This is a genomic window from Paenibacillus sp. AN1007 (assembly GCF_040702995.1).
In the GTDB taxonomy this organism is placed as follows: Bacteria; Bacillota; Bacilli; order Paenibacillales; family Paenibacillaceae; genus Paenibacillus.
This window is the reverse complement of the sequence record NZ_CP159992.1, coordinates 5,113,483-5,138,048: the sequence shown is the minus strand read 5'-3', so window position 1 is coordinate 5,138,048 and position 24,566 is coordinate 5,113,483. Positions and strand designations below refer to the sequence as shown.

Below are 24,566 nucleotides of genomic sequence, written 5' to 3'. Positions count from 1 at the left end.
CAGGGAGCGCAAGAAAAAATAGAGAGCCTGATGAAAAGCTGCCGATGTATGGGAACATGGAGCAGAATGGTATCGGTATGCGTATTGAAACCTGAATAAGGATTATGTAATACACCAAGATCCGTGCAAGCGGGTCTTTTTTGTTTTCGTTTCCAATTGTATTTCAGATCATGTTTGTGTCTTTCCTTGTCTCTGCCTTATAAATCTTACGTTGACGTTAACGTTATAAATATATATAATTATATACATAATAATGATGACATATGAAAAGAGGTGAAGCAGATGGGTTTATTCAAAATTGATGATGCTGCCAAAGCCTGCGGACTTACGAAACGAACCATTCGATACTATGAAGAGATTGGAGTTATGCCTTCACCTCGGCGGACAGATGGTGGAACGCGGCTGTATACACAAGAGGACATCGACTATTTGAAAAAAGTTGTTCGTGCCAAAGAAGTGCTTGGCTTCTCGTTACAGGAGCTTCATGCTTATGTCGCCACGGCCGATACGCTGAACGAACAGCGATTTGACTACCAGCAGACAACTGAGGTGGAGAAACGTATCGAAAAGCTCAGCCGCATGGAAACAACACTCGATGGTCAGCTGCAGCTGCTGGAGCAGAAACTGCAAAGCATTCACGCCGTACAGCATGAGCTGGAAGAGCTGCGCGAACGGGTTAGAACAGGTATACAGACGCTGCAGATCCGTGCTGGCAAGCAGACGAAGACCAAGGACGATTAACCAGCATGAGATCAATGCAGAGAAAAAGGAACGGAAACGGATGGATAGCAAGTATGTCTGCATGATCCGGATTGCACTGATTACGGATTAAATCAGGATCAGATGAATTGCAGCATGCTTTAGTACAAACACTGGTGACTCCGGTGTGCTTGTGCTGTTTTTTTGTCTCGAATTTTGAAAATGGAATAGATGCATTGCGAAAATTTTCATTATGTTTCGTTTCAATACCATAATTAATTCATATCGGAGGAATGATTTATGAAAAGAGAACCATCATTACCTGACGAGTTACCGTCATCCCGTGGAGGCCTGCTGTCCCAGCCGCGAGCAGTGTGGGCCGTGGCCTTCGCCTGTATCATCTCATTTATGGGACTGGGTCTCGTCGATCCGATCCTGCCAGCTATTGCTGATCAGCTTCACGCATCCAAAAGCCAGGTGTCCCTCCTGTTTACAAGCTATAACGCAGTAACGGGAATTGCTATGCTGATCACCGGTGTTGTATCCAGCCGTATTGGCGTGAAATGGACACTGCTCAGCGGCATCCTGCTGATTATTGTATTCTCTTTCCTGGGCGGTACATCCGACACGGTCGGAGCGCTGGTCGGTTATCGCGGAGGCTGGGGACTTGGGAACGCCTTGTTCATTGCCACCGCCTTGTCAGCCATTGTTGGGTTGTCCACATCAGGGACAGCCAAGGCTATTATTTTATACGAAGCAGCACTCGGTCTCGGGATTGCCGTTGGTCCGCTGCTTGGCGGTGAGCTGGGTTCGATCTCCTGGCGCGGTCCGTTCTACGGGGTAGCTGCCCTGATGGCGGTTGCTTTTATCAGTATCATGTTTATGCTGCCCAAAATGGCCAAACCGAAAACGCGCAGTACACTGTCCGATCCGTTCAAAGCACTCGGTTACCCTTCACTGAAAACGTTGGCGATTACCGCTTTTCTGTACAATTTTGGTTTCTTTACCTTGATGGCTTATTCACCATATGTGATGAAACTAGATGAGCACGGTCTAGGTTATGTCTTTTTCGGTTGGGGATTAATGCTGGCGATTACGTCCGTTTTTGTGGCACCGAAGCTGCAGCGGCGATTTGGCTCAGTGCCATCCATGAGTGTGATGCTCACACTGTTTGCGGCCGACCTGCTGGTAATGGCTGTTGGTACGGTAATGGGTTCATCAATGACGGTTATCGTTGCGGTAATTGTCGCCGGTATTTTCCTGGGTATTAACAATACGTTGATCACCACGGCTGTTATGGAGGCAGCACCTGTCGAACGTTCGGTCGCATCTGCAGCATACAGCTTTGTACGGTTTATGGGTGGAGCACTTGCGCCTTGGCTTGCAGGAAAATTGTCCGAATGGTTTCTGCCCGAAACGCCGTTTTATTTCGGTGCTTTGATGGTCCTGATCGGCGTCGGTGTACTGCTGATGCGTCGTCGTCACCTGCGGGATATCGATGCTTCAATTGCTCATTAATGAAATATGCCGAGATCAGCTTATTAACTAACTAATTAACTAACATTTCGGGTTAATCATCAGACTGGAGGAATTGAAATGCTGGAACGAATATTGGCAGCTGTGGATGGATCGAATCATGGGAATAAAGCACTGGAACAGGCTCTCATGCTGGCTGAACAGATGAAGAATTCAGTTCATTTGACCATTTTGCATGTGAATCCTTCCATTTCGATTAACGAGCCTGCCCTTGGGGTGGATTTGGAAGAACGCATCGCCGAGGAAGGAAAGCATATTATTGAGCCAGTGAAGAAACTTTTGGCTAATCGGGCCGTGTCATATGAGACACGTCTGGTTGCAGGTGATCCTGTGACCGAAATTTGCCGCACGGCACGTGAACAAAAATGCGATCTGATTGTGATGGGCACCGGAGGTAAAAGGATGCTGGCTGAGATCCTGGTCGGCAGCGTCAGTCATGGTGTGCTGAAGCACGCAGATTGTCCAGTTCTGACGGTGAAGTGAACGGAATGTCTGGTGAGTGATTCACGCTGTAAATTCTAACGATCTCAGGAAACCCTATTCTGCTGGAAAATGCCATTTTGAAATTCTAACGATTCGTAGAAACGCTATATTGCCTTTTGGGTGTGGAAAAAGGTTGATTATCATGTTAGGACATGAAATAAGGTTTCTGGAGATCGTTAGAATTTGGAATGCCCCATATTAGGCTGAATAAGGTTTCTGGAGATCGTTAGAATTGAGAGCGAGGGTACTAACCCTGTCTTTCAATCTCGTTTACTGGGTGGATCATGCAGAAATAGTGTATAACTAAAGTATAACCTTCTCAGGTCTGCCTCAGAGGCTGTGTTATCTACTTGAGATTACAGCTTGCTGTGCAGGCAGGTTCGTTGTTTTTGAGTCAAGCTTTGTGCGGGGTGTTCTAAACGATTCGTGCATCGCGGCTTTTGTTCTATGCGTTATTAACTTGAATGAACTGTGATGCTTGTCAGTTACAACTGAATATGAATTATGCGCTGCATGTGAGTTATTTGAGCTATAAGTTGCATTATATGCCTTTGATAAGGAATCGAATGAATGGAGGATGCAGTTTATGAAAAAACAACATCTGTTTATTGGCGGCAAGCACACCGAATCAGTGCGGTATACGACACTCCAGGCGCCGTATTCCGGAGAAACACTGGCAGAAGTGGCTTCCGCCTCAGCAGAGGAGACGGAGGCAGCTGTAGCTGCGGCAGTGCAGGCACGCCAAGCCATGTGTCAGATGCCTGCACATCAGCGTGCAGACCTGCTGTACAAGCTGTCCGCCATGCTGGAAGAACGCAGAGAAGAGGCGGCCCGCATTGTTGCATTGGAAGCAGCGAAGCCGATCACTGCGGCGAGAGCCGAGATCGACCGTACAATTGAGACATACCGTTTTGCCGCCGAAGAAGCGAAACGTTTAACCGGAGAGACGGTTCCGATGGACGCGGCGAGAGGCGGCGAAGGCCGCATCGGTTATACTATGCGACAGCCGATAGGGGTCATCGGGGCGATCACACCGTTTAATTTTCCAATGAACTTGGCTGCACATAAAGTGGGGCCCGCGCTGGCAGCAGGAAATACGATCGTGCTCAAACCTGCGGAGCAGACACCGCTGTCTGCCTACTTCATAGCGAACCTGTTTCACGAAGCAGGGCTGCCTGATGGAGCATTGAACGTGGTGAGTGGCGATGGCAAAACAATCGGTGACGTGCTCGTGCAGCATCCCGATGTGGCTTATATCACCTTTACAGGCAGTCCAGCCGTAGGAACGGGTATCCGCAGCAAAGCCGGATTGAAACGTGTTACGCTGGAGCTTGGCTCCAATGCCGCTGTAATTATAGACAAAGATGCCGATCTGGACAAGGTGATTCCGCGCTGCGTCACGGGTGCGTTCACATATCAGGGTCAGGTATGTATTTCATTACAGCGTATCTATGTGCACGAGGCCATTGCCGAGAATTTTATCCAACGTTTCGCTGCAGCGGCCGAACAGGTTGTGATCGGTGATCCGCTGAATGAGGATACGATGGTCTCAGCACTGATTACCTCCAAGGATGTGAAGCGCACACTGGAATGGATTGAAGAAGCGAAGCAGGCAGGTGCATCGGTTGCAGTGGGTGGTAAAGCTGAAGCAGGCGTGCTGCGTCCAACGGTACTTGTCAATGTGCCGCGTGAAGCTAAGGTATCGTGTCAGGAAGTGTTTGCACCAATTGTTGTCATTAACACGGTCAATTCCGTAGAAGAAGGCACCAAGCATGTCAACGACTCCATGTATGGGCTTCAGGCAGGAGTGTTCACCAATGACATTCAAACGGCGCTTCGAGCCGTGGATGAGATTGAAGCGGGTGGCGTGATGATCAATGATATCCCAACATTCCGGGTAGATCATATGCCGTATGGTGGAGTGAAGCAAAGCGGGATCGGACGTGAAGGTGTCAAGTATGCGGCGGAAGAAATGACGGAATTAAAGTTTGTCATGTTTAACAAAAATTAATCGGGTTTATTGAGGGTTACAGCCTGTAGTATAAAATGATTGGAAATCCTGCATCCACCTCAGGGGTGCAGGATTTTTTGGGTTTCAAAACCAAGAAATTGGTCTCAAAAAATACATAAAATTATTTACTGACTACGGGTTCACATAGAGTGAGGGGGGTATTAATTAGGTACATACTGCGAACAACGGTATGAACCCGTTGGTCTCCTTGGAATATGGATGTCTAACGCTTTGTGAAAAATAATGAATGCGTTTCAACGATGTTTCAAGGATCATGAATGCTTTTGGCATTAAGCAGGATTAACGTTTTACATTTCAATCTTTTAAATATAACGCAGTAATCAACCGGCGAGTGAACACACAGAGCAAACAGAAGAGGCAGGAGGTGATATCATGGCGTATTCCATGACCGATGTATCTGGTATGTCAGGTGTAAGTTTGAGTGAGTTAAGCTATTATGCGGAGCTGGGGCTGCTGTCCCCTGCCTTTCGTGGACTGGACGAAGATATTTACTATGAAAAAAAGAGCTGCTGAAGCTTCAGCAAATCATGTTTTGTAAAGAAGCAGGTGTGCCGGAAAAAGAAATTGGTTCTATGCTGAAAGAAGATCCTGCAGAAATTGTACGTGTGATGCAGCAGCATCGGATTCAAATTCTGGAGGAAGCGCTGCGACTGCACGGTTTAATTCAGACACTGGATCGAACGGTTTCTTATCTCCAAGGAGAGCAGACGATGGAGGAGCATGAACTGTACTATGGTTTTGCGCATAACACGCGTCATGTCCCGCTGCTGCAAGCAGGTGAAACACAGCACTCTTCTGATGCTGCTGACGCCTTCCCGACACAAGATCTGCAAGCGAAGGAAATGGAGCTGAAATCCAAAGAAGATTTTTTGGAATCGCAGGCGAAGATTGATCGAATTCATCTGGATTTGAAACAGGCACTGGAACTTGGCCTTGAGCCGGGCAGCCCGGATGTGCAGCAGATTATCGGCAGACATCTTGAATGGATCAAAGGATATTACACACCAACAGCTGAGATTTACCGGGATTTAGCCAATCTGTACGTGGAGCATCGCGATTTTCGTAACATGTATGACGGCTATCACCCAAGGCTAGCTGAGTTTCTACGGGAAGGAATGATCATCAAAGCAGCACAGGATCTATCCTAGATGCATAAAGTAACTTGGGCGGGCAAGAACATCGGTATGAACATAGCAGCAAAAAGCGCAGACCTCGGCGAGGTCTGCGCTTTTTGCTCACACTTATCGATATCACCATCATTGTGGTGAGAGGAGATGAGTCCTCTTGTACCGTTTAGTTGAAAGTCAATTAAATGGCCTACAGCTGCTCCGTGAGCAAACTGACCGCTTTTTCCAGGAAGACACGGTCTTCATCGTCAAAACGGTTTTTAATCGGGCTGTCGATATCCAGCACACCGTATAATTGTCCATCTTTAATAATTGGAACAACGATCTCACTATTGGATGCGGCATCACAGGCGATATGGCCCGGGAAAGCATGCACATCATCCACAACGAGTGTGCGTCTCTCTGCAGCAGATGTCCCGCATACCCCGCGTCCAAGTGGAATACGAATGCAGGCAGGCAATCCCTGGAACGGTCCGAGGACCAGTTCTTTTCCGTCATAGAGATAGAATCCGACCCAGTTGGTGTCGGTTAGAAATACGTTGAGCAGCGCAGCAGCGTTAGCCAGATTGGCAATCGCACTAGGTTCATCGCGGATCAGAGCACTTAACTGTCCCAGGACGGCGGTGTGCTGCTCGCTTCGTGTTCCTTCATAGGAAACAGCTTGAAACATGGTGAATCACCCTCCCGAGCAAAAATGGTACTTATTTTCAAGATAGTGCAGCGGATGCGGTTAGTCAAGCGGAATGATTCTGGAAAGAGATTACAGCAGCTGGATTCTGCTCCTGTTTCTCCGCTTCTTTCACGGGGTAATTACTTAGCAACCAAGTAGGGCTACAACCCGGGAAGGAGCTTAGCTTATGCATGCAGAAGTACAGAACCTGTTTGTACGAATTCATCTTCTATATTTTGCCCAAAATGAGGATCTAACCGTAAGCGATGCGCTGCCTCTGTTAGAAGAGCGTGGATATCGTGTTGGTGAACGTGAGATCAAGCAGGAGCTTGAACACCTCACACAGGAGAACTTCCTGACTGCCCACGGAGACCAGTGGAGCCTGACCGGGACAGGCATTGAAGAATATAAAGAGATTGTTGCTGTGCTTGGACGGGTGAGCGAGGAACTGCTCGCTGGCAGTAAGAAAGCCTCTCCAGCATAAGTCTGAAACAGATCGGCTTGAAGCAAAGTAAAGCAAATGTGTAGGACCCTTGCCATAAGACAGGATATCCTGTGCTGATGGATTCATATGTACATCAAGACCGGGAGCAGGTGCGCCCGGTTTTTTGATATGATCCGAAGAGTGAACAGTTGCCAATTGGTGCAGGTTATGGTTAGATGGCTAATGAATCTTATGGTCTGCAACAAAGGATCGGATCGGAGTGTCAGATGATGTATAAATGTAAAGGAAGAATTCCCGAGCTCGAGACAACACGTCTTCGTTTGCGTAAAATGCGCCGCAGGGATGCTGCCCAGATGTTCGTTCACTGGTCAGACCGGGAGGTTACGAGGTATATGAATCTCGCACCGATGATCGGGACAAGCGAGGCGGCTGATATGATCGGGCTGCTGAACCATATGGCAGGGGAAGAGGATGCCATCCGGTGGGGGATCGAACTGAAGGATTCAGGCAAACTTATCGGCAGCTGCGGCTTCAACACCTGGCAGCTGGAAGGGGCATTCCGTGGGGAGATCGGGTATGAGCTGGGTCGTGACTACTGGCGTTACGGTTATATGTCCGAGGCATTTACGGCGCTGCTGCCCTTCGGTTACGAGACGATGGGACTGAACCGGATTGAAGCACTTGTTGACCCGCGTAATGCAGCTTCGGGGTCTTTCCTGACAAGTCAAGGCTTCACACGTGAAGGTTTGCTGCGTCAAGTGCAGCACACGTCCACCGGATACAAGGACATGGTCATGTATTCGCTATTATATGATGAGTTTCTTCGCAGTAAGAGAAGGAAATAAGATGCGATTTTATTAATAAGAGTTTTTATTTACATATTAACGGAGAGACAGAACAAAGCTGGAGAAGCGAAGCGTTCGTCTGAAAGCTTTCGGCAAGAAAGCTGCATCGGAAGCATAGGCTTACCACCGGATTTCCCCCTCTTAAATAATGAAATTCAAAAAATCCGGGGGCAATAACGATCGAAAAATTGTTCTGGCTCGTAGTGGCATGTAAATAATATTCTTCTTATGATTAAAGAGAAAAAAGAGAGAAGGGTTTGTGTGAATACATCATCAGGAGGTTTAAAGCGCAGTTTCATTTTGGCTGGTTTGCTGCTGGCCACGTTCTTGTCTGCGATTGAAGGCACCGTAATTGGCCCGGCGGGTCCAACGATTGTCAGCGAATTGGGAAGCGTGCAGCTGCTCAGCTGGATTTTTACGGCGTATCTGCTCACGATGGCAGTCAGTACCCCGATTTTTGGCAAAATCAGTGACCTGTATGGACGTAAACCTGTTTTCCTCATCGGCTGTGCCTTATTTCTGCTCGGTTCACTCTTGTGCTGTCTTTCCCAGAATATGGAGCAGTTGATCATCTATCGTGCCATTCAGGGGATTGGTGCGGGAGCTGTAGTGCCGGTGACCTTTACGATTATCGGGGATATCTACCGCATTGAGGAACGCGGCAAAATTCAGGGCTGGATCAGCTCGGTATGGGGCATTTCATCTCTTGTGGGTCCGCTGCTTGGCGGTTATTTTGTGGACAACCTTGGTTGGCAGTGGATTTTCGGGTTTAATGTGCCGTTTGGCCTGCTTGCGATGTGGTTTGTATTCCGGTATCTGAAAGAGGATATCTCGCCACGTACGGCCAAAATCGATTATTTCGGGGCGCTGACTTTCACCGTAGGCATCACCGCACTGCTCTTTGTTTTGTCGGCGGGCGGGCAGTACTATGCTTGGAGTTCTCCATTAATTGTGGGACTGAGTATCACTGCCGTTCTGTTTATTATTTTGTTTTTTGTGGTGGAAAAAAGAGCTCAGGCCCCGATGGTTCCACTCCATCTGTTCCGTATTCGGGACATCCGGGTGGCGAATATCGCAGGCCTGCTGACCAGCACATTAATGATCGGCTTAACCAGTTATCTGCCGCTGTGGGTGCAGGGAGTTCGCGGAGGCAATGCAACCGAGTCCGGGCTGCTGCTCGCACCCATGTCCGTCGGTTGGCTGATCGGCAGCGTACTGGCAGGCCGCCTGCTGCTGAAGATTGGATCACGGTTGACCACATTAATCGGACTTACGGGCATTGCCGTCGGTTCGGGTGGGCTGTTCCTGGTGGGCGGGACATCCCCGCAGGTCGTGCTGTTTATTCTGACCTTTATATATGGTCTGGGGTTCGGCTTTGCATTTACAATCTTCACCATTATTGCACAGTCCTCTGTGGGATATAAGGAGCGCGGTTCTTCAACGGCACTGCATACGTTCATGCGTACACTCGGGCAGACCATTGGGGCGGCGGCTTTTGGTACGTGGTTAAATTTCCGTATCTCGGCTCTATCGAGTGAACAGAATCTGGCGGCAGCGGGGATTTCGGAACAGGATTTGAACGAGCTGCTGGCGCCGCATACAGATGCAGCGTTGTCGGATGAGAAGTGGGCGCTGCTGCGCAGCGTGCTTGAGGGCAGCCTGCACTCCTTGTTTGTCATTATGTTTGTTATTGCGATCATTTCGTGGGTCACCACACTGGCCCTGCGCAAACGACTGATTGTTCCTGAAGATGGAGATGCACCTCCTCAGGTGGAAGCTATGCAGAAGTAACTAACATGCCGGGTGAAGGATTGGAAGTGCACGGTAAGTAATGGCATTCGCCGGATCGATGCATATTTTCGTTATATCCTAAAAAGCAACTGAACATCAGCTGCTTTTTATATTACAACAGGTTTGGTATGATGGACTGGAAAAAGGAGGATGAACTGATTTGAGTAAACCAAAGCTAGTTGTCCTACGACCTGTTTCCTCTCCTGTTCGAATCTTTTCAGCATTGCTGGCCTGTATTTCAATGGCTCTAATCGTTGTCCTCATGGAATACGTGCCTGCAGCTGAGCGAATGGATCATACGTATTATTATCCGTTTTGGTATTCACTGCTTATTACTGCACTAATTAGTCTAGCGATTGTCACTTTTCTTATTCTTCCACTGTCACTCTTGACGGATGCGGTGTCTATGTCCTTAGCGCGACGATTCAAAGGAGTTGCGATGCAGGTTGTCTCTATAATGATTGGTTATGTTCTACTAGCAGGATTAAGCGGTCTTCTGTTCTCTATCTTTGTGTTTCGGGAAAATACGTTTCTTTACATGGGGGCTATTCGCCAGATGTTTGTCATCACCCTGATCTTTCTAGGCTGGCAGTATGTTTTGCGGGCAGGGTCCCACGGGCTAAAAAACAATATACAAGCAAAAACCGAATGAGCCTTGGATAGGCCCATCCGGTTTTTTATTTATTTCTGTTTACTTTCAAAAGCTTTCTAGCGAGTCTGCATTATCATTATCCTGCTGCTGATGTGGTTGTGCGATGCTTATGCCGCCCCTAGCTGCTCGCTGAAAGACTTTCTGCACCGTGAGCCAGCCTGCACAGCAGCTCGGATAAAAGTTCCTTATCCTCTTCGCTCAGACCACTGACCGCCCGATCAATCTTGACTGCATAACCCGGATAGATATCATCCATCGTACGCTGACCTTCCTCCGTCAGTTCGACAAAAATGATGCGTCTATCCTGCGGACAATGTTTGCGGCGCAGCAGTCCTTTTTGCTCCAGCTTGTCAATGACATAGGTGACATTCCCGCTCTGCAACAGCAGCTGCGCGCCTACCTGTTGAATCGGCTGTGCACCTTTCATATATAACACTTCGAGCACTCCGTACGCAGTCGGATTAAATCCATGTACTTTACTTCCAGATACAGCGTGTTCATTCACACTTTTGAACGTATGGGCCAAGGTGCGGTACAGATGAAGTGAACGTTCGGTCCCGATTTCTTGTAATTCCAGCATGCTGATCCCGCCTTTCAGTGATATTTATATAAGTTGACATGATATGAAGGTTCTCTTTGCTGTATAAGTTTGAACTAAGGCTGACTTACTCCTGCACTCCAATGAGAGTATAAGGCGAGATTTTATGCTTTCGATGCAGCTTTCTTTGAGAATGCTTTTAGCTGCGCTTTTCCAGATGTATTCTCTCCCCTTCGGTCCTGGGCAAATGAAGTTAAACTTATACAATGCGTTTTGTAAAAGATCAGATCAACTTATATGAGTTGGATCATTATATCGATTGACGAATCAGTGAATCGTCTCGTTATATGTACATTGTAGACCTCTATTTTGGTGAAAAACATGCGATATGTCACAAGATTTGCATTTTTAGCATTTAAAATTTGATCATTATCATGATTTAACATACATATCCGCAATTGGAGGAGCTGTATCGATCAAAGCCCGGATCGTTAGAAAAATCATTCTGCAGGATACTCTGATCTCCGTCTCTGGCAGGAGGTTCAGAAGGGCCCTCTTCTATATAATCATTTTCATAGTGATTATTCGGAATTGATGGGGGAGAAACGGAATGACTACGACATACGCATTGGAAGGGCAGAGGACACTGAAACAGAATCGCTCTTTCGTCACATTAATGGTATCTCAGGCTGTATCTAATCTGGGAGACTGGCTTCATCTGCTGGCTATTCTGACACTGGTAGGTCTTCGCTGGAATGCAGCGCCTTTGGAGATCACTTTTGTGATGCTGTCAGCTGCGCTGCCTGTCCTGATTACCGGACCTTTTGCCGGTGCACTGGCAGATCGGTTGAACCGGAAATGGTTGATGATTACAGCCGATGGCGCCCGAATGATCATCGTGGGTGCGTTCATTTTTGCCGATCAGATTTGGCATATCTACGTGCTGCTCATTCTAAAATCTCTGTTTGATGTGGTGTTCTCTCCTGCCAAGAACGGCAAACTGAAGGAGATCGTGCCGCATCATCAGCTTGCTCAAGCTGTGTCCATCAGCTCTGTAATCGAACAGATGTCCAAAATTATCGGCCCGGCACTGGGCGGATTACTTGCAGCCGGATTTGGAATCACGTGGTGTTTTGTGCTGGATGCGGCATCATTTCTGATCTCTGGCATTATTTTATTGTGGATTCCCGGTTATCGGGTGATCCAACGGACAGATTCTGACGTAACAGGAGTAAAGGAAGAGACAGCAGGATCGACTCAAGTAAAACCATCCTTTTGGAAAGAAACAATTGAGGGCATCCGTATGCTTGCTTCCCTTCCTCGCGTAGGGACGTCACTTCTTTTGCTGGCAGCTGCGATTTTGTTTCTGCAATTTGCCGATTCACAAACGGTTGTGTTGTTCAGGCAGCTTCCCGGCATTTCGGGTGATCTGCTTGGATGGTGTGTTGCGGCAAGCGGTGTCGGAACGTTAATAGCGGCGATGAGTGTCCGGAAATGGAAAACAGCGAGCCACGGGTTAAAAATGGGGCTGGGTACCGCTGTAACAGGCCTCGTGATCGGGACGGCTGGGTTAGTTGTTGTCGTATGGCCTTCAGCAGGAATGGGCGCACAGCTGCTTCTTATTTCGCTGTTTGCCTTGGCGGGTGTGGGCATCGGGTTTGCAGTCGTGCCTTTTCAGATTCTGCTGCAGGAACAGACCCCTGAGCCAATGACAGGCAGGGTATTTGGTACCGTAGGCAGTGTGATGACAACGAGTAACATTCTCGGCCCTGTGGCAGGCGGGTTATTAGTGACTTCGTTTGGTGTTGTACCTGCGTTTGTAAGTTCAGGCATTCTGTTGACACTGCTGGGTCTATTGTATTTGTTGAAGGCAAGAGCGAAGAGTGGAGATGTGGAAGCAGTTCTTCCGGCAAAATCTGTGTCAACCAGAGAGGTGTCGTAAGTTGATTTTTGAGAGGTAATCGCCCAGCATGAAGGCGGAAATTAATTTAAATTTAAATTTTTTTTATTGAAAAATCGTTTGAGTAGATGCCTTCACGTTTAATGAGGAACAGGCAGAAATCCCTGTATTCTAATTAATCCTAAGGGGGAAACTCATATGCCTTTTCCCACCAAGGCTAGTGCGGAAAGGGGGTGAAGCAGCTTGAACTTAAAAGTAAAATTACCCAGAACAATTACTCGTCTGGCAAGCATCCCGTTAGCCATTCTGGCGGGAACGTTGGTTATGGGCATCGGTTCATCGCATGTGTATGCAGATGATGTTCAGAATCAGGCGGGTTCGAGTAAACCGTCCAGTGGATTGTCGCTATACTTGTTTTCACGTGATGCAGATGGCGGTCTTGATCTGACCCCATCAATATCCGTGTCCACCCCACTGCTGGATGTAGAAGTTCCTTCGATCCAAGCGAATGCATCTACCGGCAAGCTGAGTGTATCTGAGCTGGAAGTAGATACACCGCTTGGATCGGCAGGAACATCGAAGATAGGCATCGATGCGAAGCAGGGGACGGTGGATCTTCCTTCAGTGCAGGCAGACACGCCTGTCATTCGAGCAGATGTATCCAGCAGCCAGGTAAATCTTAACGAAGGAACAGCTTCCCTGCCAGGCATTACTGCCGAGGTTCCTGAGGTCATCAAAGCAGAGACGTCTGCTGTGCAAACAGACCTGCGGCAAGGCAAGGTTGAACTGCCTTCCGTGACAGTTGATATTCCTGAAGTCACATCGGTAGATGTCTCGATATCGGGTGTGAACTTGAGCGAAGGCAAGGTACAGCTTCCAAAGGTGAAGGCAGAAGTGCCTGTCGCTGATGCCAAGCTTGAACTTGACCCTGACCCTGGAAAGGCAGAGGTGCAGCATCCGGTTGTAGAACAAAGGAAGCCTGCGAACATTTCGGATCAGCCTGATGTTGTGCAAACACCTAGAATTGAGAAACAATTTTCTAGTACAGCAACGGATTCACCTTCGTCTCAGGGCAAGGTGAGTGGACAGAACACGGCACAAGATGAAATACAGGTTACAAGTCAGGTGATTGATCTTGAGATCAATCCGGACTCAATCAACGAACCTACCGTTTCTCAGGCTGTGCCTGTGGAACAGGATCGTCTGAACCAGCGTGCTGAGGAGACGAATGCAAACGTATCTTTACTGGATAATGAGTGGTTGCAAATGGACACAATCTTTGGCAGATCAACAGCCGAGGACCAGAATCAGGGGAATCTGAAAATAGATCAGGTAATACCTGAAAAGCAGGATGAAGCCTCTGCACCATGGCAACCACGGACTGAACGACCGGCCAACTGGTCTGTTATGGCAATAGCTCCTTCTGCAACGAGTACCTCTACAGGTACAAGCTCCGGTTCGTCCGGTGTGGCGGGGGGCGGAGCATCCATTCCAGCTGTAGCACTGCCTTTGGCGTTAACTAGCCCGGTGATGCCGGGTTATGGTTTTGCTTTTGACATGGAACGTTTGGATGGTTTCAGCCAGTGGTCACAAGCACCACCAGGTCAGCCGCCAAAATATACCTCTTTCTCATAAAAAACAAAGGTGTTCATTCAACCAAAATTGAGAAGGAGTGTATATAATCATGAAAAAAGTGAATCGTTGGGTAAAATTGTCGGTATTGTCGGGTACGCTGGCAGCTGGATTGCTGGGAGCTTCGCAGGCAACCTATGCAGATAGCTATAACAGCAACAGCAGCGGTAATTTGGATTTGAATGCAGGTCTGCGTCTGGAACTGGGATCGTTGCTATCAGGACAACGTGACGCTGGTTACGGGAATAATGAGAGCTATGGGGGTTCCTCCAGTGCAAGCGGAGCATTAAATCTGGATCTAGGCTTAAACGCCGGTGTATCCGCAGAGAACATGAACCGTTACAATAACCATTCTTCTGATGTTACAACTCAGCAGAGCAGCACTGGCAAATTAGGTCTAGGCCTGAATGCCAGCGTGTCGGGAGAAGCAGCAGCGATGAACGAGTATTCACGAGACGGTCAGGTACGCAGCAGTAACACGAACAGCAGCTATGCAAGTGAAAGTCGCGGCATGCTGGGTCTGGGTCTGAACGCGAAAGCGGAAGGGGAGAGTGCAAGCATTGCTCAATCCGAACGCAGCAGTAACGTGAACGACCGTGAGCGTACCGCAAACAGCAGCTATGCCAGCGAAAGCCGCGGCATGCTCGATCTCGGTCTGAACGCGAAAGCGGAAGGAGAGAGTAAAACAATGGCTCAATCCGAACGCAGCAGTAACGTGAACGACCGTGAGCGCACCGCAAGCAGCAGCTATGCCGGCGAAAGCCGCGGCATGCTGGGTCTGGGTCTGAACGCGAAAGCGGAAGGGGAGAGTGCAAGCACGGCTCAATCCGAACGCAGCAGTAACGTGAACGACCGTGATCGTACTGCAAGCAGCAGCTATGCCAGCGAAAGCCGCGGCATGCTGGGTCTGGGTCTGAACGCGAAAGCGGAAGGCGAGAGTGCAGCAGTGGCTCAATCCGAACGCAGCAGTAACGTGAACGACCGTGATCGTACTGCAAGCAGCAGCTATGCCAGCGAAAGCCGCGGTAAGCTCGATCTGGGTCTGAACGCGAAAGCGGAAGGGGAGAGTGCAAGCATTGCTCAATCCGAACGCAGCAGTAGCGTGAACGACCGTGATCGTACTGCAAGCAGCAGCTACGCCAGCGAAAGCCGCGGCATGCTGGGTCTGGGTCTGAACGCGAAAGCGGAAGGGGAGAGTGCAGCAGTGGCTCAATCCGAACGCAGCAGTAACGTGAATGACCGTGAGCGTACCGCAAGCAGCAGCTATGCCAGCGAAAGCCGCGGCATGCTGGGTCTGAACGCGAAAGCGGAAGGCGAGAGTGCAGCAGTGGCTCAATCCGAACGCAATAGTAACGTGAACGACCGTGATCGTACCGCAAGCAGCAGCTATGCCGGCGAAAGCCGCGGCATGCTGGGTCTGAACGCTAATGCAAATGCTGAAAGCGAAACGATGACCATGGTGGAGAGCAATCGATAATATGAGTTTTTCACTGTAATATGAAGAAGCAGGGGCTCCGGAGCCCCTGCTTCTTTTTTTATATTTAAACAAATACAATGGGTGAATCATGGTATAATTGTTATAACAGTTGAATAGTATAATTATAGGAGGAATCTAAGTGAGTAGGGTGAGAGAGATGGAACGAAAAGTAACGAAATTTGGAAACAGCCTTGGAATAACGATGACAGAAGCATTCAAGCAAATTGGACTTGAACAAGGAGATATGGTTCTGGTAGAGGTCGACCAAACGAGCGGAGAAATTATTATTAAAAAGTCGGTCAAGGTAAATCTGCCTAACGGAATAAGTAATGATTTTATGGATACGTTAGCTTCTGTTATGGATGAGTATAATCAAACTCTGAAAGGTCTTAAAGACAGATGAGTCTCATTCGTTATTTAAATATTCAAGAAGTAATTGCGATCAATGTTGCGATGATAAAACGGTATAGCCCGGGAGAGCAGATTGGTGTAAAAGATTCTAATCTGCTTGAATCTGCTGTTCTTAGACCGCAATCATCTGCTTTTGGTGACGAAGCGTATCCGACAGTCTATGAGAAGGCGGCTGCAATTTTTCAGTCGTTAGGTCAAAACCATCCTTTTCATAATGCGAATAAACGAACAGCCTTTACTGCATTAGTCATGTTTTTACGTTACAATCATATTTACTTTAAAATGGAACAGACCTTAGCTGAGGATTTTACGGTTGATATGTTCAACCACAAATATTCATTTGAAGATCTTACTTCGATGATTCAAACTCACTGTTGGTCTGAGGAGAGAACATAATAGGGATCAAAGAATGCATGAGCAATAAATCATGGAGTTTTAATGGTTTATTGTTTTTATTTGCCTACTTTTTGCTCAATTTGATCAAACATGATACTCAAAACTCATTTACAATATAAATAGTTCATCACGTATAAAAAGGATAAGAACAGGAGTGTTAAGCCATGCAGCGTGCATCGCAGGAAGAAACAGCTTTACCTAATTCCATCCTGAACGTACATATTCGCGAAGCTGGTTATGCGCCAGGACAGTCTACGATCCGGAATATTCGGATGCACGTGGTACCGGGAGAGTTGGTCGGGATTATCGGGCCTAATGGCGCGGGTAAAAGTACAACCATTAAAACATTGCTTGGCCTGCTGGAGCATGCCGATTATGATGTAACCATTGGAGGGGAAGGGCGTTATGCTTATATTCCCGAACAGCCTGTTTTTTACGAGTATATGACCTTGTGGGAACATCTTGATCTGGCTGCAGCGGCGTATGAAATAGAAGAAGAGGTATTTGTGGCGAGAGCGGAGGAATTGTTAGTCCGTTTTGGTATGGATCATGTCCGCAATGATCTTCCAGCGAGTTTCTCCAAGGGCATGCGTCAGAAAATGATGCTCATGATCGGATTTCTTTCCTCACCGGATATCTATATTGTGGACGAGCCATTTATCGGTTTAGACCCGCGTGCAACAAAGGATTTTCTCAAATTACTTGATGATGAGCGCCGCCGCGGGGCAGGCGTGTTGATGTCTACACACGTGCTGGATACGGCGGAACGGATCTGTGACCGCTTCGTTCTGATTGCTTCTGGCCGTTCGGCTGCGGAAGGAACATTAGATGAGATTCGAGCTACGGCGGAAATGCCGGAAGCGTCTTTGTTTGATTGTTTTGATACGCTGACATCGGATTGAAGAGAGGAGAGGCCTGATGGTGGAGCCCAAACGTTATACCCCGCATCTTCTATACCAGAGAAGACAGAAAGAGCATCTTAGGGAACAGTGGCGCAATCTCAAGCTTGTAGTGGACTGGACAGTCTGGCTGTATCTGCTAGTTCCAGGAATGTTATATTTTATCGGCTATTACGCCAGTCTGTGGACAAAAGCTTTGCCAGCATGGGCAAGCGGCGGCATATCATTCCCTTTACTAACCGGGATTATCGAACTGATCATCCTGACGGGTGGAGTTCTACTTTTTATCGAGGAAGCGGACGTGTTGTTCCTGAAATCCAGAAGGGTATGGATGCGAACACTGATGCTGCGAGGGCTTCTGCGGGTGACGGTGTTACAACTTGGGAAAATGATACTTATTACTGCAGTGGTTGCACCGCTATTCGTTCGTGTGTATGGGATGTCTCTAGTTCAGATCGTGATGACAACTCTATGGTTGGGAACAGCAGCCTCGCTTCAAGTCATTGCTATACATATGATCAAAGTTCGATATACGGGATGGCGGCGCTGGCTCTCATTGGCCTCACTTGTGATCGCTATGGGATGGATGACTGTTCGCACGTCGGCTTGGATGTCAGGGGACATGTATACGTGGAAAATCATGCTCAGTATTGCCGCCGTTCTGTTACTGCTCATTACGATGATCCAGATGAGATTACGTATGAAAGGTACGTTTGAAGGAGATGTACGGGAGGACTTGCGAAGCAGGCTCAGGTTGACTGCCATGATGTTAAGTCAGGCTGTGAGCAAACCCAAGGCTCCGCAGACACGTACGATCATTTTTCGCAAACCTCGCAAACTATTTCGTAAACGCTCCATTCCGAATCGGACGGCAGAGATTGCTTTCAAAGCATTTTTTCGCAATTCCGAGACACTGAAGTTATTTTTACAGTTGGATAGTTTGTCCATTGCCGCGGTAGCCCTGCCGCCGTTTCCGGTTAATGTCAGCGTGTGCGGTTTACTGGTGATTATGCTCACCGTGATGTTGTACCGCGCCTGGGATGGACTGGCAACCTCGGAGTATGTTCAGCTTGTCACGTATGATTCTGCTGCGCTGCATGAGGCAGGCTCTATTATGGTGCGTATGTTACTGCTTCCACTCGCCGTACTGATGGGCTATGTGATGGGATTGTTTTGGCTGGGCTGGCTTGCCGGTTTTCTGACGGCTGCATGCACGGCGGCATTTGGTTATGTTGTAGTGTCCGCTGCAGGCTGGATCAGACAGACCCGTGCATGATTTGCATAAATGCGCTTGTAAGGAATCTGCTGCCGGGAACGCATATCACATATGCTTACTGCCCATGCTATAGAGGAAAGGTTTTGTGAATCACATGAATGTTCAAGAAATCCTGACTCAGGGATGTCTTGGATTTCAACAGGTTTCACGGACTGAAGATGAAATATCTATAGTGAGGAGAAGTTTAGCGTGATGGATAATAGTGAGCTTCAAGTGCATTTTTCCGATCCTTCGGCACTGCTTGCGGCAAAAGCAACCTTGGAGGAATTAGGCTATAAGCCATATCAGTCTGCACCACTTGAATTCTATATCCCAACGGATCGCCAGGACCCACAATCGGCTGTTGAGATTGTGCAATCCCATGGAGGGAGTGCTGTGTTTGCCTCTTCGGTGGATGAACTGGATCAGTTTCAAAGTGTATCTATTCCAGCGCATCTGGTGAACGAGGATTGGGATGAGAATTATGTACACGGTGGGAAACAGGCGGTGAATGGCGGTCAGAGCGTGGACCAGAGTGCAGCTCAGGACGAACATAACTACAGCAATGATCCTGTTTACGACGACTCGGCGGATGGATTCTCCGGCAGCGTTAAGGCTTGAGGAAGAACCGGGCAGCAGTTTCAACAACATCAGACCATATTGTAATGAACGACAAGCTGAACTCCAATTGGAGCGGCAAAACGTATAAACAAAACAAAGGGCACCCCGGTCATGGAAAATGACATGCGGGATGCCCTTTTTGGCGCAATTGTAAGATGCAGATTAAAGGATTGTGATCCTTTGGCCAGTGCTGCCTAATCATTTCTACCGATCACGGGGAACGCTATTTGCTTCCTTTGGTGATGTTTAGGCCAGCAGCACCTTTTCCCGCTCGTGGACGCTTCACGTCTACCTATCTACCTACGCGTTAACATGTCTGTACTCCGCTGCGTGCATGCCAGCGGTGTATCCAGTGGAGAAGGCAGCTGTAATGTTATAACCGCCGGTGTAACCGTGAATGTCGAGCACCTCACCGCAAAAGAATAGTCCAGGCAGCAGCTTGGATTCCATTGTTTTAGGGTATATCTCCTTTAAGTGAACTCCGCCCCCGGTAACAAAGGCTTCTTTAAGGGATCGCGTGCCGTCTGCACGAAAAGTGAAGGACTTCATAAGTTCACACAGATGACTTAACATACCTTTCGGAAAATGATGGAATGTGAGGTCGTCCCCAATCTCGGCACGTTTCATCAAGAGGGGAATCAGTCGCTCAGGCACCCATGTTTTCAAAATGTTTTTGACAGCCTTACGTGACTCCTGCTCCAGACCTTGCTTAACCTGTGCTTCCAGCGCAGCCGGGGTAAGGTCAGGGAAGAGATCGATGCTCAGCGTGACCTGCGTGCTCCCCGACTTCATCTGAACCTTGCGAATAAATTGACTGCAGCGAAGGGCAGCCGGACCGGATACACCAAAATGGGTGAAAATCATATCTCCACGATGGGAAATGACCGTTTTGCCTTTGGCATCCAGTACGGATAGAGCGATGTCACGCAGAGACAAGCCCTGCAGCTCTCTGGACTGAATCCAGCTCTCCCCGGAAACAATCGGCACCTCGGTTGGATATAACTCAGTAATGGTGTGACCCGCTGCTTCAGCCCAAGGATATCCGTCCCCGGTCGAACCGGTTTGCGGCACGGATTTGCCGCCCGTTGCGATGATCACAGAGCGGCTGTGAATAATTTTGCCAGAGGCCAGTTTAACCCCCTGCACATGCTGACCGTTCTGAAGAAGTTCTTTGACGGGTTCTTTCGTACGGATCTCTACGCCAAGGGAGACGATTTTACCCACTAGCGCATCAACAACCGTTTTGGCTTTGTCTGTGACCGGGAACATTCGGCCGTTATCTTCTTCTTTCAAGGCAATACCGAGATTTTCAAAAAAACGCATGATACCCTGGTTGTCCAGATTTTGAAACGAGCTGTATAAAAAGCGTCCATTACCCGGAATGTGGCGAATAAGCTCATCTGTTTCTTTGGCATTGGTTACATTGCAGCGTCCTCCGCCGGAGATGCCCAGTTTGCGGCCTAATTGATCTCCTTTATCCAGCAGCAGCACAGATGCTCCGTGCTCAGCAGCTGCCACACAAGCCATCAGACCTGCGGAACCGCCGCCTATTACAATAACGTCATACATTCATGATTACCTTCTTTTTGATTGATTTTGTCTGTTTTTTATAGACAATGTCTACTTCTGCCTTTTTCTGAAATCAGACAGGCTTATAAAGTGTTCTATTTTGCAGCCTTAAGCGATATATTGTAATAAACTGTCGCCTATGTTTTAATCAGAATTAATGAGGGAATGTGCGGGCAGAGGAGGAGATGACGTTGTGGTTGCGTTAAAGGACATTCTTTTACAAGTACTGCTGGCCGGATCGGCAGTATTCCTGATTCCCTTATTTTATCTGGGTCTCTCCAAACAACAGGTCAAGCGAATAGATCATGCAGATAAAGTGAGTATCAGTTTTGCGGCAGCGAGTGTGTTCAGTATGCTGCTGTGTCTGCTTTTTGCGTTATCTGAAGGTACCGAGACCGTTCCTATATCCATGAGTATTATCCCGGTTACACTGGCGATTCTATATTGTAAAGTCCACATAGGTGCAGCCTTGTCTGTTCTACATATTCTCTTCTATTTTCTCTTAGCACATTCCTATGATCTGTACGGATTTTTTCTTCACACCGGTATTCTTCTCTATCCTATTGTATGGTTGTCTGCCAAACGATTCAAGCACAATGCATGTTCTCGCAAAATGGGTATGGTCATTGCTCTGGTTACCGCCGAATTGGCTGTATCGAGTCTGTTATGGGTCATCTCCGTCTATCCGGATACAGCGTATTCGAAAGTTTACCTCATTTTGTCCTCATTCGGATATGTGGCAGGTGCACTGGCTGCAGGCAGTATGAGTCAGCTGTGGCTGGAACGGATGAAACGTTATCGCGGAATGGAGCGGCAGCTTTCCGAAGTGCATCAATACTACTTGACCGAAACGGAGAAACTGCACCAGATTTTGAATGCGGTTCCTCTTTCAATAGCTACGGTGGATATTGAAGGCAAAGTGGTTTTTGTTAATGAACTGATGAAACAGACAGCAAAGGAACAGCTGCCCTGCACTTCAGCTCAGAATCTGATCGGGCAGCATGCCAGTCAATTTGTAGAGCAGGAGCAGGCTGACAAGATGGATCACAGCATTCATCAAGCCGTGGTACATGGTGAAGTGAATGTACTGACGGTCCGGTACGGCTCACATGTATTTCTGTCCCGGACGGTACCGATCTATGCTTATACGGCGAATGGCTCTAAGGAAGTCTCGGGAGCGATGATCATCATTCAGGATGTGACCGAACTTGAGATGCTGCGCAGCGAACTGGATAATGTAGATCGTCTCAGCCTGGTGGGGCAGATGGCGGCGAGCATTACACATGAGGTGCGTAATCCGATGGCTGTGGTGCGGGGATTTCTCCAGTTAATGCAGGAAAAGAGCCCGGAATCTCTTGATCATTATTACCGGATCGTAATGGAGGAGTTGGACAGAGCCAACAGCATCATTAACGACTTTCTGTCTCTGGCTCAGAATCGGATAGCGGAGAAAGAAGAATCGCAGCTGCACGACATCATTCATGAACTCAGTCCGCTGCTCTGGGCAGATGCCAATCTTCGGGGACAGAGCATCGAGCTGATGCTGGCTCATAATGTGCCGAAACTGCATCTGAATTCCAAAGAAATCAAACAGGTCGTACTTAATCTTGCCCGGAACGGAATGGAAGCCATGACTGAAAAAGGTGTGCTTACCTTGGAAACACGAATGGTGGATGACAAGGTTGAGCTGTGTGTACACGATACAGGTCCTGGTATTCCGCCGGTGAAGCAGGAGAAGCTGTTCGAACCATTTTATACAACCAAAGCAAAAGGTACCGGACTTGGATTATCCATGTGTCTAAGCATTGTTGAGCGGCACAACGGCACAATTACGGTTGAATCGGAGGAAGGACAGGGAACTACGTTCAAAGTTGCCTTCCAGCGCTAGAGAGTCAGCATATTTTGCCAGACCCTGAGTCATAATAAGTAAGGGAAAGCTGTTCCGCAGGTGTTGTCTGAACCTTGCTTTCATTGCTTGGGGATGTATAATAGGAATAGCACAGTGTATCCATTTTTTTCGATATGGACGCATCTGTCTGTGCATGGCTATTGTCCTCTAACTTTTCAAACGAGATCATAGAACAACCATTATAAGGAGTGAAACTGAATGTCGATGTCATTTGATCAATACATGAAAGATATGGTTCAGCCGATGCGGGATGAGCTGACTCGTCTGGGAATCCAGGAGCTGCGCACACCGGAAGAGGTTGAAGCGAGTCTGCCGGATGCCAAAGGAACAGCACTGGTTGTAATTAACTCTGTATGTGGATGTGCAGCAGGTCAATGTCGTCCAGGGGTTGCTCAGGCACTTCAGAACGATATTACACCGGATCACCTCTATACTGTATTTGCAGGTCAAGACAAGGAAGCAACGGCGAAAGCACGTGAATTCTTTGCGCCATATCCACCATCCTCACCGTCCATCGCATTGATGAAAGACGGAGAACTCGTTCACTTTATTGAGCGTCACCAAGTGGAAGATCGTTCAGCAGAGGAAATCGCGGCTGATTTGACCAGTGCATTTGACCGTTACTGCCGTTAATCCGCTCCATAGAACGCCCCGCACTTCGGATGCCCGATGCCGGGGCGTTTCATTTTGGACAGATCAGGTTATTGAACCATTCGAACCTTTCAAGCTGACCCATAACCAAACTTCTATTCAACAAAACTTCCATTACTGTAGAAACGGGGTGTATGAACGATGAGTTTGCAGCAACAGATCATCGCCGAATTGAAGGTTAAACCGAGCATTAATGAAGCCGAGGAAGTACGTAAGCGTGTGGATTTCCTGAAGACATATGTGAAAAATTCCGGTACCAAGGGACTGCTGATTGCGATCAGCGGGGGGATTGACAGTGCAGTAGCGGCAGCGCTTTGCAAACAAGCCACAGACGAGCTTACCGCAGAGAACAATCAGGAATACAAAACGCTGGGTGTGTTCCAGCCTTATGGAGAGCAGGCGGATATCCAGGACAGCTATGCGGTAGCGAAAGCGTACGACCTGAAACATGTTGTGGAAACCAATATCGAAGATGCTGTGAATGAGATTGCGCTTGAAGTGGAGCAGGGATTCAAATCTCTTGGAAGTCCGCGCCATATGACTCATCAAGGCAAGGGGAATGTGAAAGCAAGAACACGTATGGTGATGCAGTACGCTCTCTCATTTGAAGAGAATCTGCTGGTTGTAGGTACGGATCATGCATCCGAGGCGATCACAGGTTTCTACACCAAATGGGGCGATGGAGCCGTGGATATCACACCGCTGAGCACGCTCAACAAACGCCAAGTACGTCAGCTGGCTGCGTACCTGAAAGTGCCGCAATCCATTCTGGACAAAGCTCCTTCAGCAGGACTATGGGAAGGACAAACCGACGAGGACGAGCTGGGCATTTCATATGAAGCGAACAGCGATTACCTTGAAGGTAAGCAGATTGACCCTGCCGCGCAGGAGCGTCTGGAAGCTTTTTATACACGTACACATCACAAACGCAATGCGATTCCCGGTATCTAAGGTTGGGAATTGGGAAATATAATTCGAGCAGCAGGGTTTATTTTGCAAATGAATCGCTGCTTACAAAAGAGAGTCTC

General features: G+C 48.1%; 24 protein-coding genes. 21 read left to right on the top strand and 3 right to left on the bottom strand.

Going from position 1 to position 24,566, the window contains the following annotated elements:
- Positions 1–282: 282 nt before the first annotated feature.
- The 6 genes from ABXS70_RS23010 to ABXS70_RS22985 all read left to right on the top strand — a co-directional run bounded on the left by ABXS70_RS23010 (position 283) and on the right by ABXS70_RS22985 (position 5,898).
- Entirely contained in the window at positions 283–741 is a 459-nt protein-coding gene (locus tag ABXS70_RS23010; RefSeq protein WP_342554079.1) for a MerR family transcriptional regulator, read from the top strand.
- 258 nt (positions 742–999) lie between these two features.
- Positions 1,000–2,217 (top strand): MFS transporter, encoded by a 1,218-nt coding sequence (locus ABXS70_RS23005; protein WP_342554080.1) that lies wholly within the window; start codon positions 1,000–1,002, stop codon positions 2,215–2,217.
- A gap of 78 nt (positions 2,218–2,295) precedes the next feature.
- Positions 2,296–2,718 carry a universal stress protein gene (locus ABXS70_RS23000; RefSeq protein WP_342554081.1) on the top strand — a complete coding sequence of 141 codons (423 nt, stop codon included), beginning with the start codon at positions 2,296–2,298 and terminating at the stop codon, positions 2,716–2,718.
- 586 nt (positions 2,719–3,304) lie between these two features.
- The gene (locus ABXS70_RS22995) at positions 3,305–4,729 is read left to right on the top strand and encodes an aldehyde dehydrogenase family protein (RefSeq protein ID WP_366291123.1); all 1,425 of its coding nucleotides are present in this window, start codon (positions 3,305–3,307) and stop codon (positions 4,727–4,729) included.
- 393 nt (positions 4,730–5,122) lie between these two features.
- The gene (locus tag ABXS70_RS22990) at positions 5,123–5,263 is read left to right on the top strand and encodes a hypothetical protein (protein WP_366291120.1); all 141 of its coding nucleotides are present in this window, start codon (positions 5,123–5,125) and stop codon (positions 5,261–5,263) included.
- A 14-nt stretch (positions 5,264–5,277) separates the two neighbouring features.
- The gene (locus ABXS70_RS22985) at positions 5,278–5,898 is read left to right on the top strand and encodes a TipAS antibiotic-recognition domain-containing protein (RefSeq protein WP_366291117.1); all 621 of its coding nucleotides are present in this window, start codon (positions 5,278–5,280) and stop codon (positions 5,896–5,898) included.
- Positions 5,899–6,067: 169 nt separating this feature from the next.
- Here ABXS70_RS22985 and ABXS70_RS22980 read toward each other — a convergent pair whose 3' ends face one another.
- Positions 6,068–6,547, bottom strand: a complete 480-nt coding sequence (locus ABXS70_RS22980) for a GAF domain-containing protein (RefSeq protein WP_342554084.1) — start codon at positions 6,545–6,547, stop codon at positions 6,068–6,070.
- Positions 6,548–6,734: 187 nt separating this feature from the next.
- Here ABXS70_RS22980 and ABXS70_RS22975 point away from each other — a divergent pair, with 187 nt between their 5' ends.
- From ABXS70_RS22975 to ABXS70_RS22960, 4 genes are all read left to right on the top strand, one after another.
- Positions 6,735–7,031, top strand: a complete 297-nt coding sequence (locus ABXS70_RS22975; protein WP_342554085.1) for a hypothetical protein — start codon at positions 6,735–6,737, stop codon at positions 7,029–7,031.
- A gap of 230 nt (positions 7,032–7,261) precedes the next feature.
- Positions 7,262–7,837 (top strand): GNAT family N-acetyltransferase, encoded by a 576-nt coding sequence (locus ABXS70_RS22970; RefSeq protein ID WP_366296747.1) that lies wholly within the window; start codon positions 7,262–7,264, stop codon positions 7,835–7,837.
- Between the two features lie 261 nt (positions 7,838–8,098).
- Positions 8,099–9,628 (top strand): MDR family MFS transporter, encoded by a 1,530-nt coding sequence (locus ABXS70_RS22965; protein ID WP_342554086.1) that lies wholly within the window; start codon positions 8,099–8,101, stop codon positions 9,626–9,628.
- A 160-nt stretch (positions 9,629–9,788) separates the two neighbouring features.
- Complete coding sequence (locus ABXS70_RS22960; RefSeq protein WP_366291112.1) at positions 9,789–10,280, top strand: hypothetical protein; 492 nt, start codon at positions 9,789–9,791, stop codon at positions 10,278–10,280.
- A gap of 118 nt (positions 10,281–10,398) precedes the next feature.
- Here the strand turns inward: ABXS70_RS22960 and ABXS70_RS22955 are convergent, their stop codons facing one another.
- A complete protein-coding gene (locus tag ABXS70_RS22955; RefSeq protein WP_342554088.1) occupies positions 10,399–10,860 on the bottom strand; it encodes a MarR family transcriptional regulator in 462 nt (153 codons plus the stop codon).
- A gap of 568 nt (positions 10,861–11,428) precedes the next feature.
- Between ABXS70_RS22955 and ABXS70_RS22950 the strand changes: the two genes are divergently transcribed.
- The 8 genes from ABXS70_RS22950 to ABXS70_RS22915 all read left to right on the top strand — a co-directional run bounded on the left by ABXS70_RS22950 (position 11,429) and on the right by ABXS70_RS22915 (position 19,409).
- Positions 11,429–12,760 carry an MFS transporter gene (locus ABXS70_RS22950; RefSeq protein ID WP_366291107.1) on the top strand — a complete coding sequence of 444 codons (1,332 nt, stop codon included), beginning with the start codon at positions 11,429–11,431 and terminating at the stop codon, positions 12,758–12,760.
- A 201-nt stretch (positions 12,761–12,961) separates the two neighbouring features.
- Positions 12,962–14,353, top strand: coding sequence for a hypothetical protein (locus ABXS70_RS22945; RefSeq protein ID WP_366291104.1), 1,392 nt, complete (start codon positions 12,962–12,964; stop codon positions 14,351–14,353).
- Positions 14,354–14,402: 49 nt separating this feature from the next.
- Positions 14,403–15,827, top strand: coding sequence for a hypothetical protein (locus ABXS70_RS22940; RefSeq protein ID WP_366291101.1), 1,425 nt, complete (start codon positions 14,403–14,405; stop codon positions 15,825–15,827).
- A 139-nt stretch (positions 15,828–15,966) separates the two neighbouring features.
- On the top strand, positions 15,967–16,230 hold the full coding sequence (locus ABXS70_RS22935) for an AbrB family transcriptional regulator (RefSeq protein ID WP_366291098.1): 264 nt from the start codon (positions 15,967–15,969) through the stop codon (positions 16,228–16,230).
- Positions 16,227–16,634: a type II toxin-antitoxin system death-on-curing family toxin gene (locus tag ABXS70_RS22930; protein ID WP_366291095.1), complete on the top strand. Its 408-nt coding sequence runs from the start codon at positions 16,227–16,229 to the stop codon at positions 16,632–16,634. The genes ABXS70_RS22935 and ABXS70_RS22930 overlap by 4 nt, the downstream gene beginning before the upstream one ends.
- A 164-nt stretch (positions 16,635–16,798) precedes the next feature.
- On the top strand, positions 16,799–17,536 hold the full coding sequence (locus ABXS70_RS22925) for an ABC transporter ATP-binding protein (RefSeq protein WP_366291092.1): 738 nt from the start codon (positions 16,799–16,801) through the stop codon (positions 17,534–17,536).
- Between the two features lie 16 nt (positions 17,537–17,552).
- Complete coding sequence (locus ABXS70_RS22920) at positions 17,553–18,809, top strand: ABC transporter permease (RefSeq protein WP_366291089.1); 1,257 nt, start codon at positions 17,553–17,555, stop codon at positions 18,807–18,809.
- A 189-nt stretch (positions 18,810–18,998) separates the two neighbouring features.
- Positions 18,999–19,409, top strand: a complete 411-nt coding sequence (locus tag ABXS70_RS22915) for a hypothetical protein (RefSeq protein WP_366291086.1) — start codon at positions 18,999–19,001, stop codon at positions 19,407–19,409.
- 300 nt (positions 19,410–19,709) lie between these two features.
- On the opposite strand, the gene ABXS70_RS22910 is transcribed toward ABXS70_RS22915, so the two are convergent.
- Positions 19,710–20,978, bottom strand: a complete 1,269-nt coding sequence (locus ABXS70_RS22910; protein ID WP_342554096.1) for an NAD(P)/FAD-dependent oxidoreductase — start codon at positions 20,976–20,978, stop codon at positions 19,710–19,712.
- 193 nt (positions 20,979–21,171) lie between these two features.
- Here ABXS70_RS22910 and ABXS70_RS22905 point away from each other — a divergent pair, with 193 nt between their 5' ends.
- From ABXS70_RS22905 to nadE, 3 genes are all read left to right on the top strand, one after another.
- On the top strand, positions 21,172–22,866 hold the full coding sequence (locus ABXS70_RS22905; RefSeq protein WP_342554097.1) for an ATP-binding protein: 1,695 nt from the start codon (positions 21,172–21,174) through the stop codon (positions 22,864–22,866).
- A 219-nt stretch (positions 22,867–23,085) separates the two neighbouring features.
- Positions 23,086–23,520, top strand: a complete 435-nt coding sequence (locus ABXS70_RS22900) for a BrxA/BrxB family bacilliredoxin (RefSeq protein ID WP_342554098.1) — start codon at positions 23,086–23,088, stop codon at positions 23,518–23,520.
- Between the two features lie 159 nt (positions 23,521–23,679).
- Complete coding sequence (gene nadE, locus ABXS70_RS22895; protein WP_342554099.1) at positions 23,680–24,489, top strand: ammonia-dependent NAD(+) synthetase; 810 nt, start codon at positions 23,680–23,682, stop codon at positions 24,487–24,489.
- The last annotated feature ends 77 nt before the right edge of the window (positions 24,490–24,566 follow it).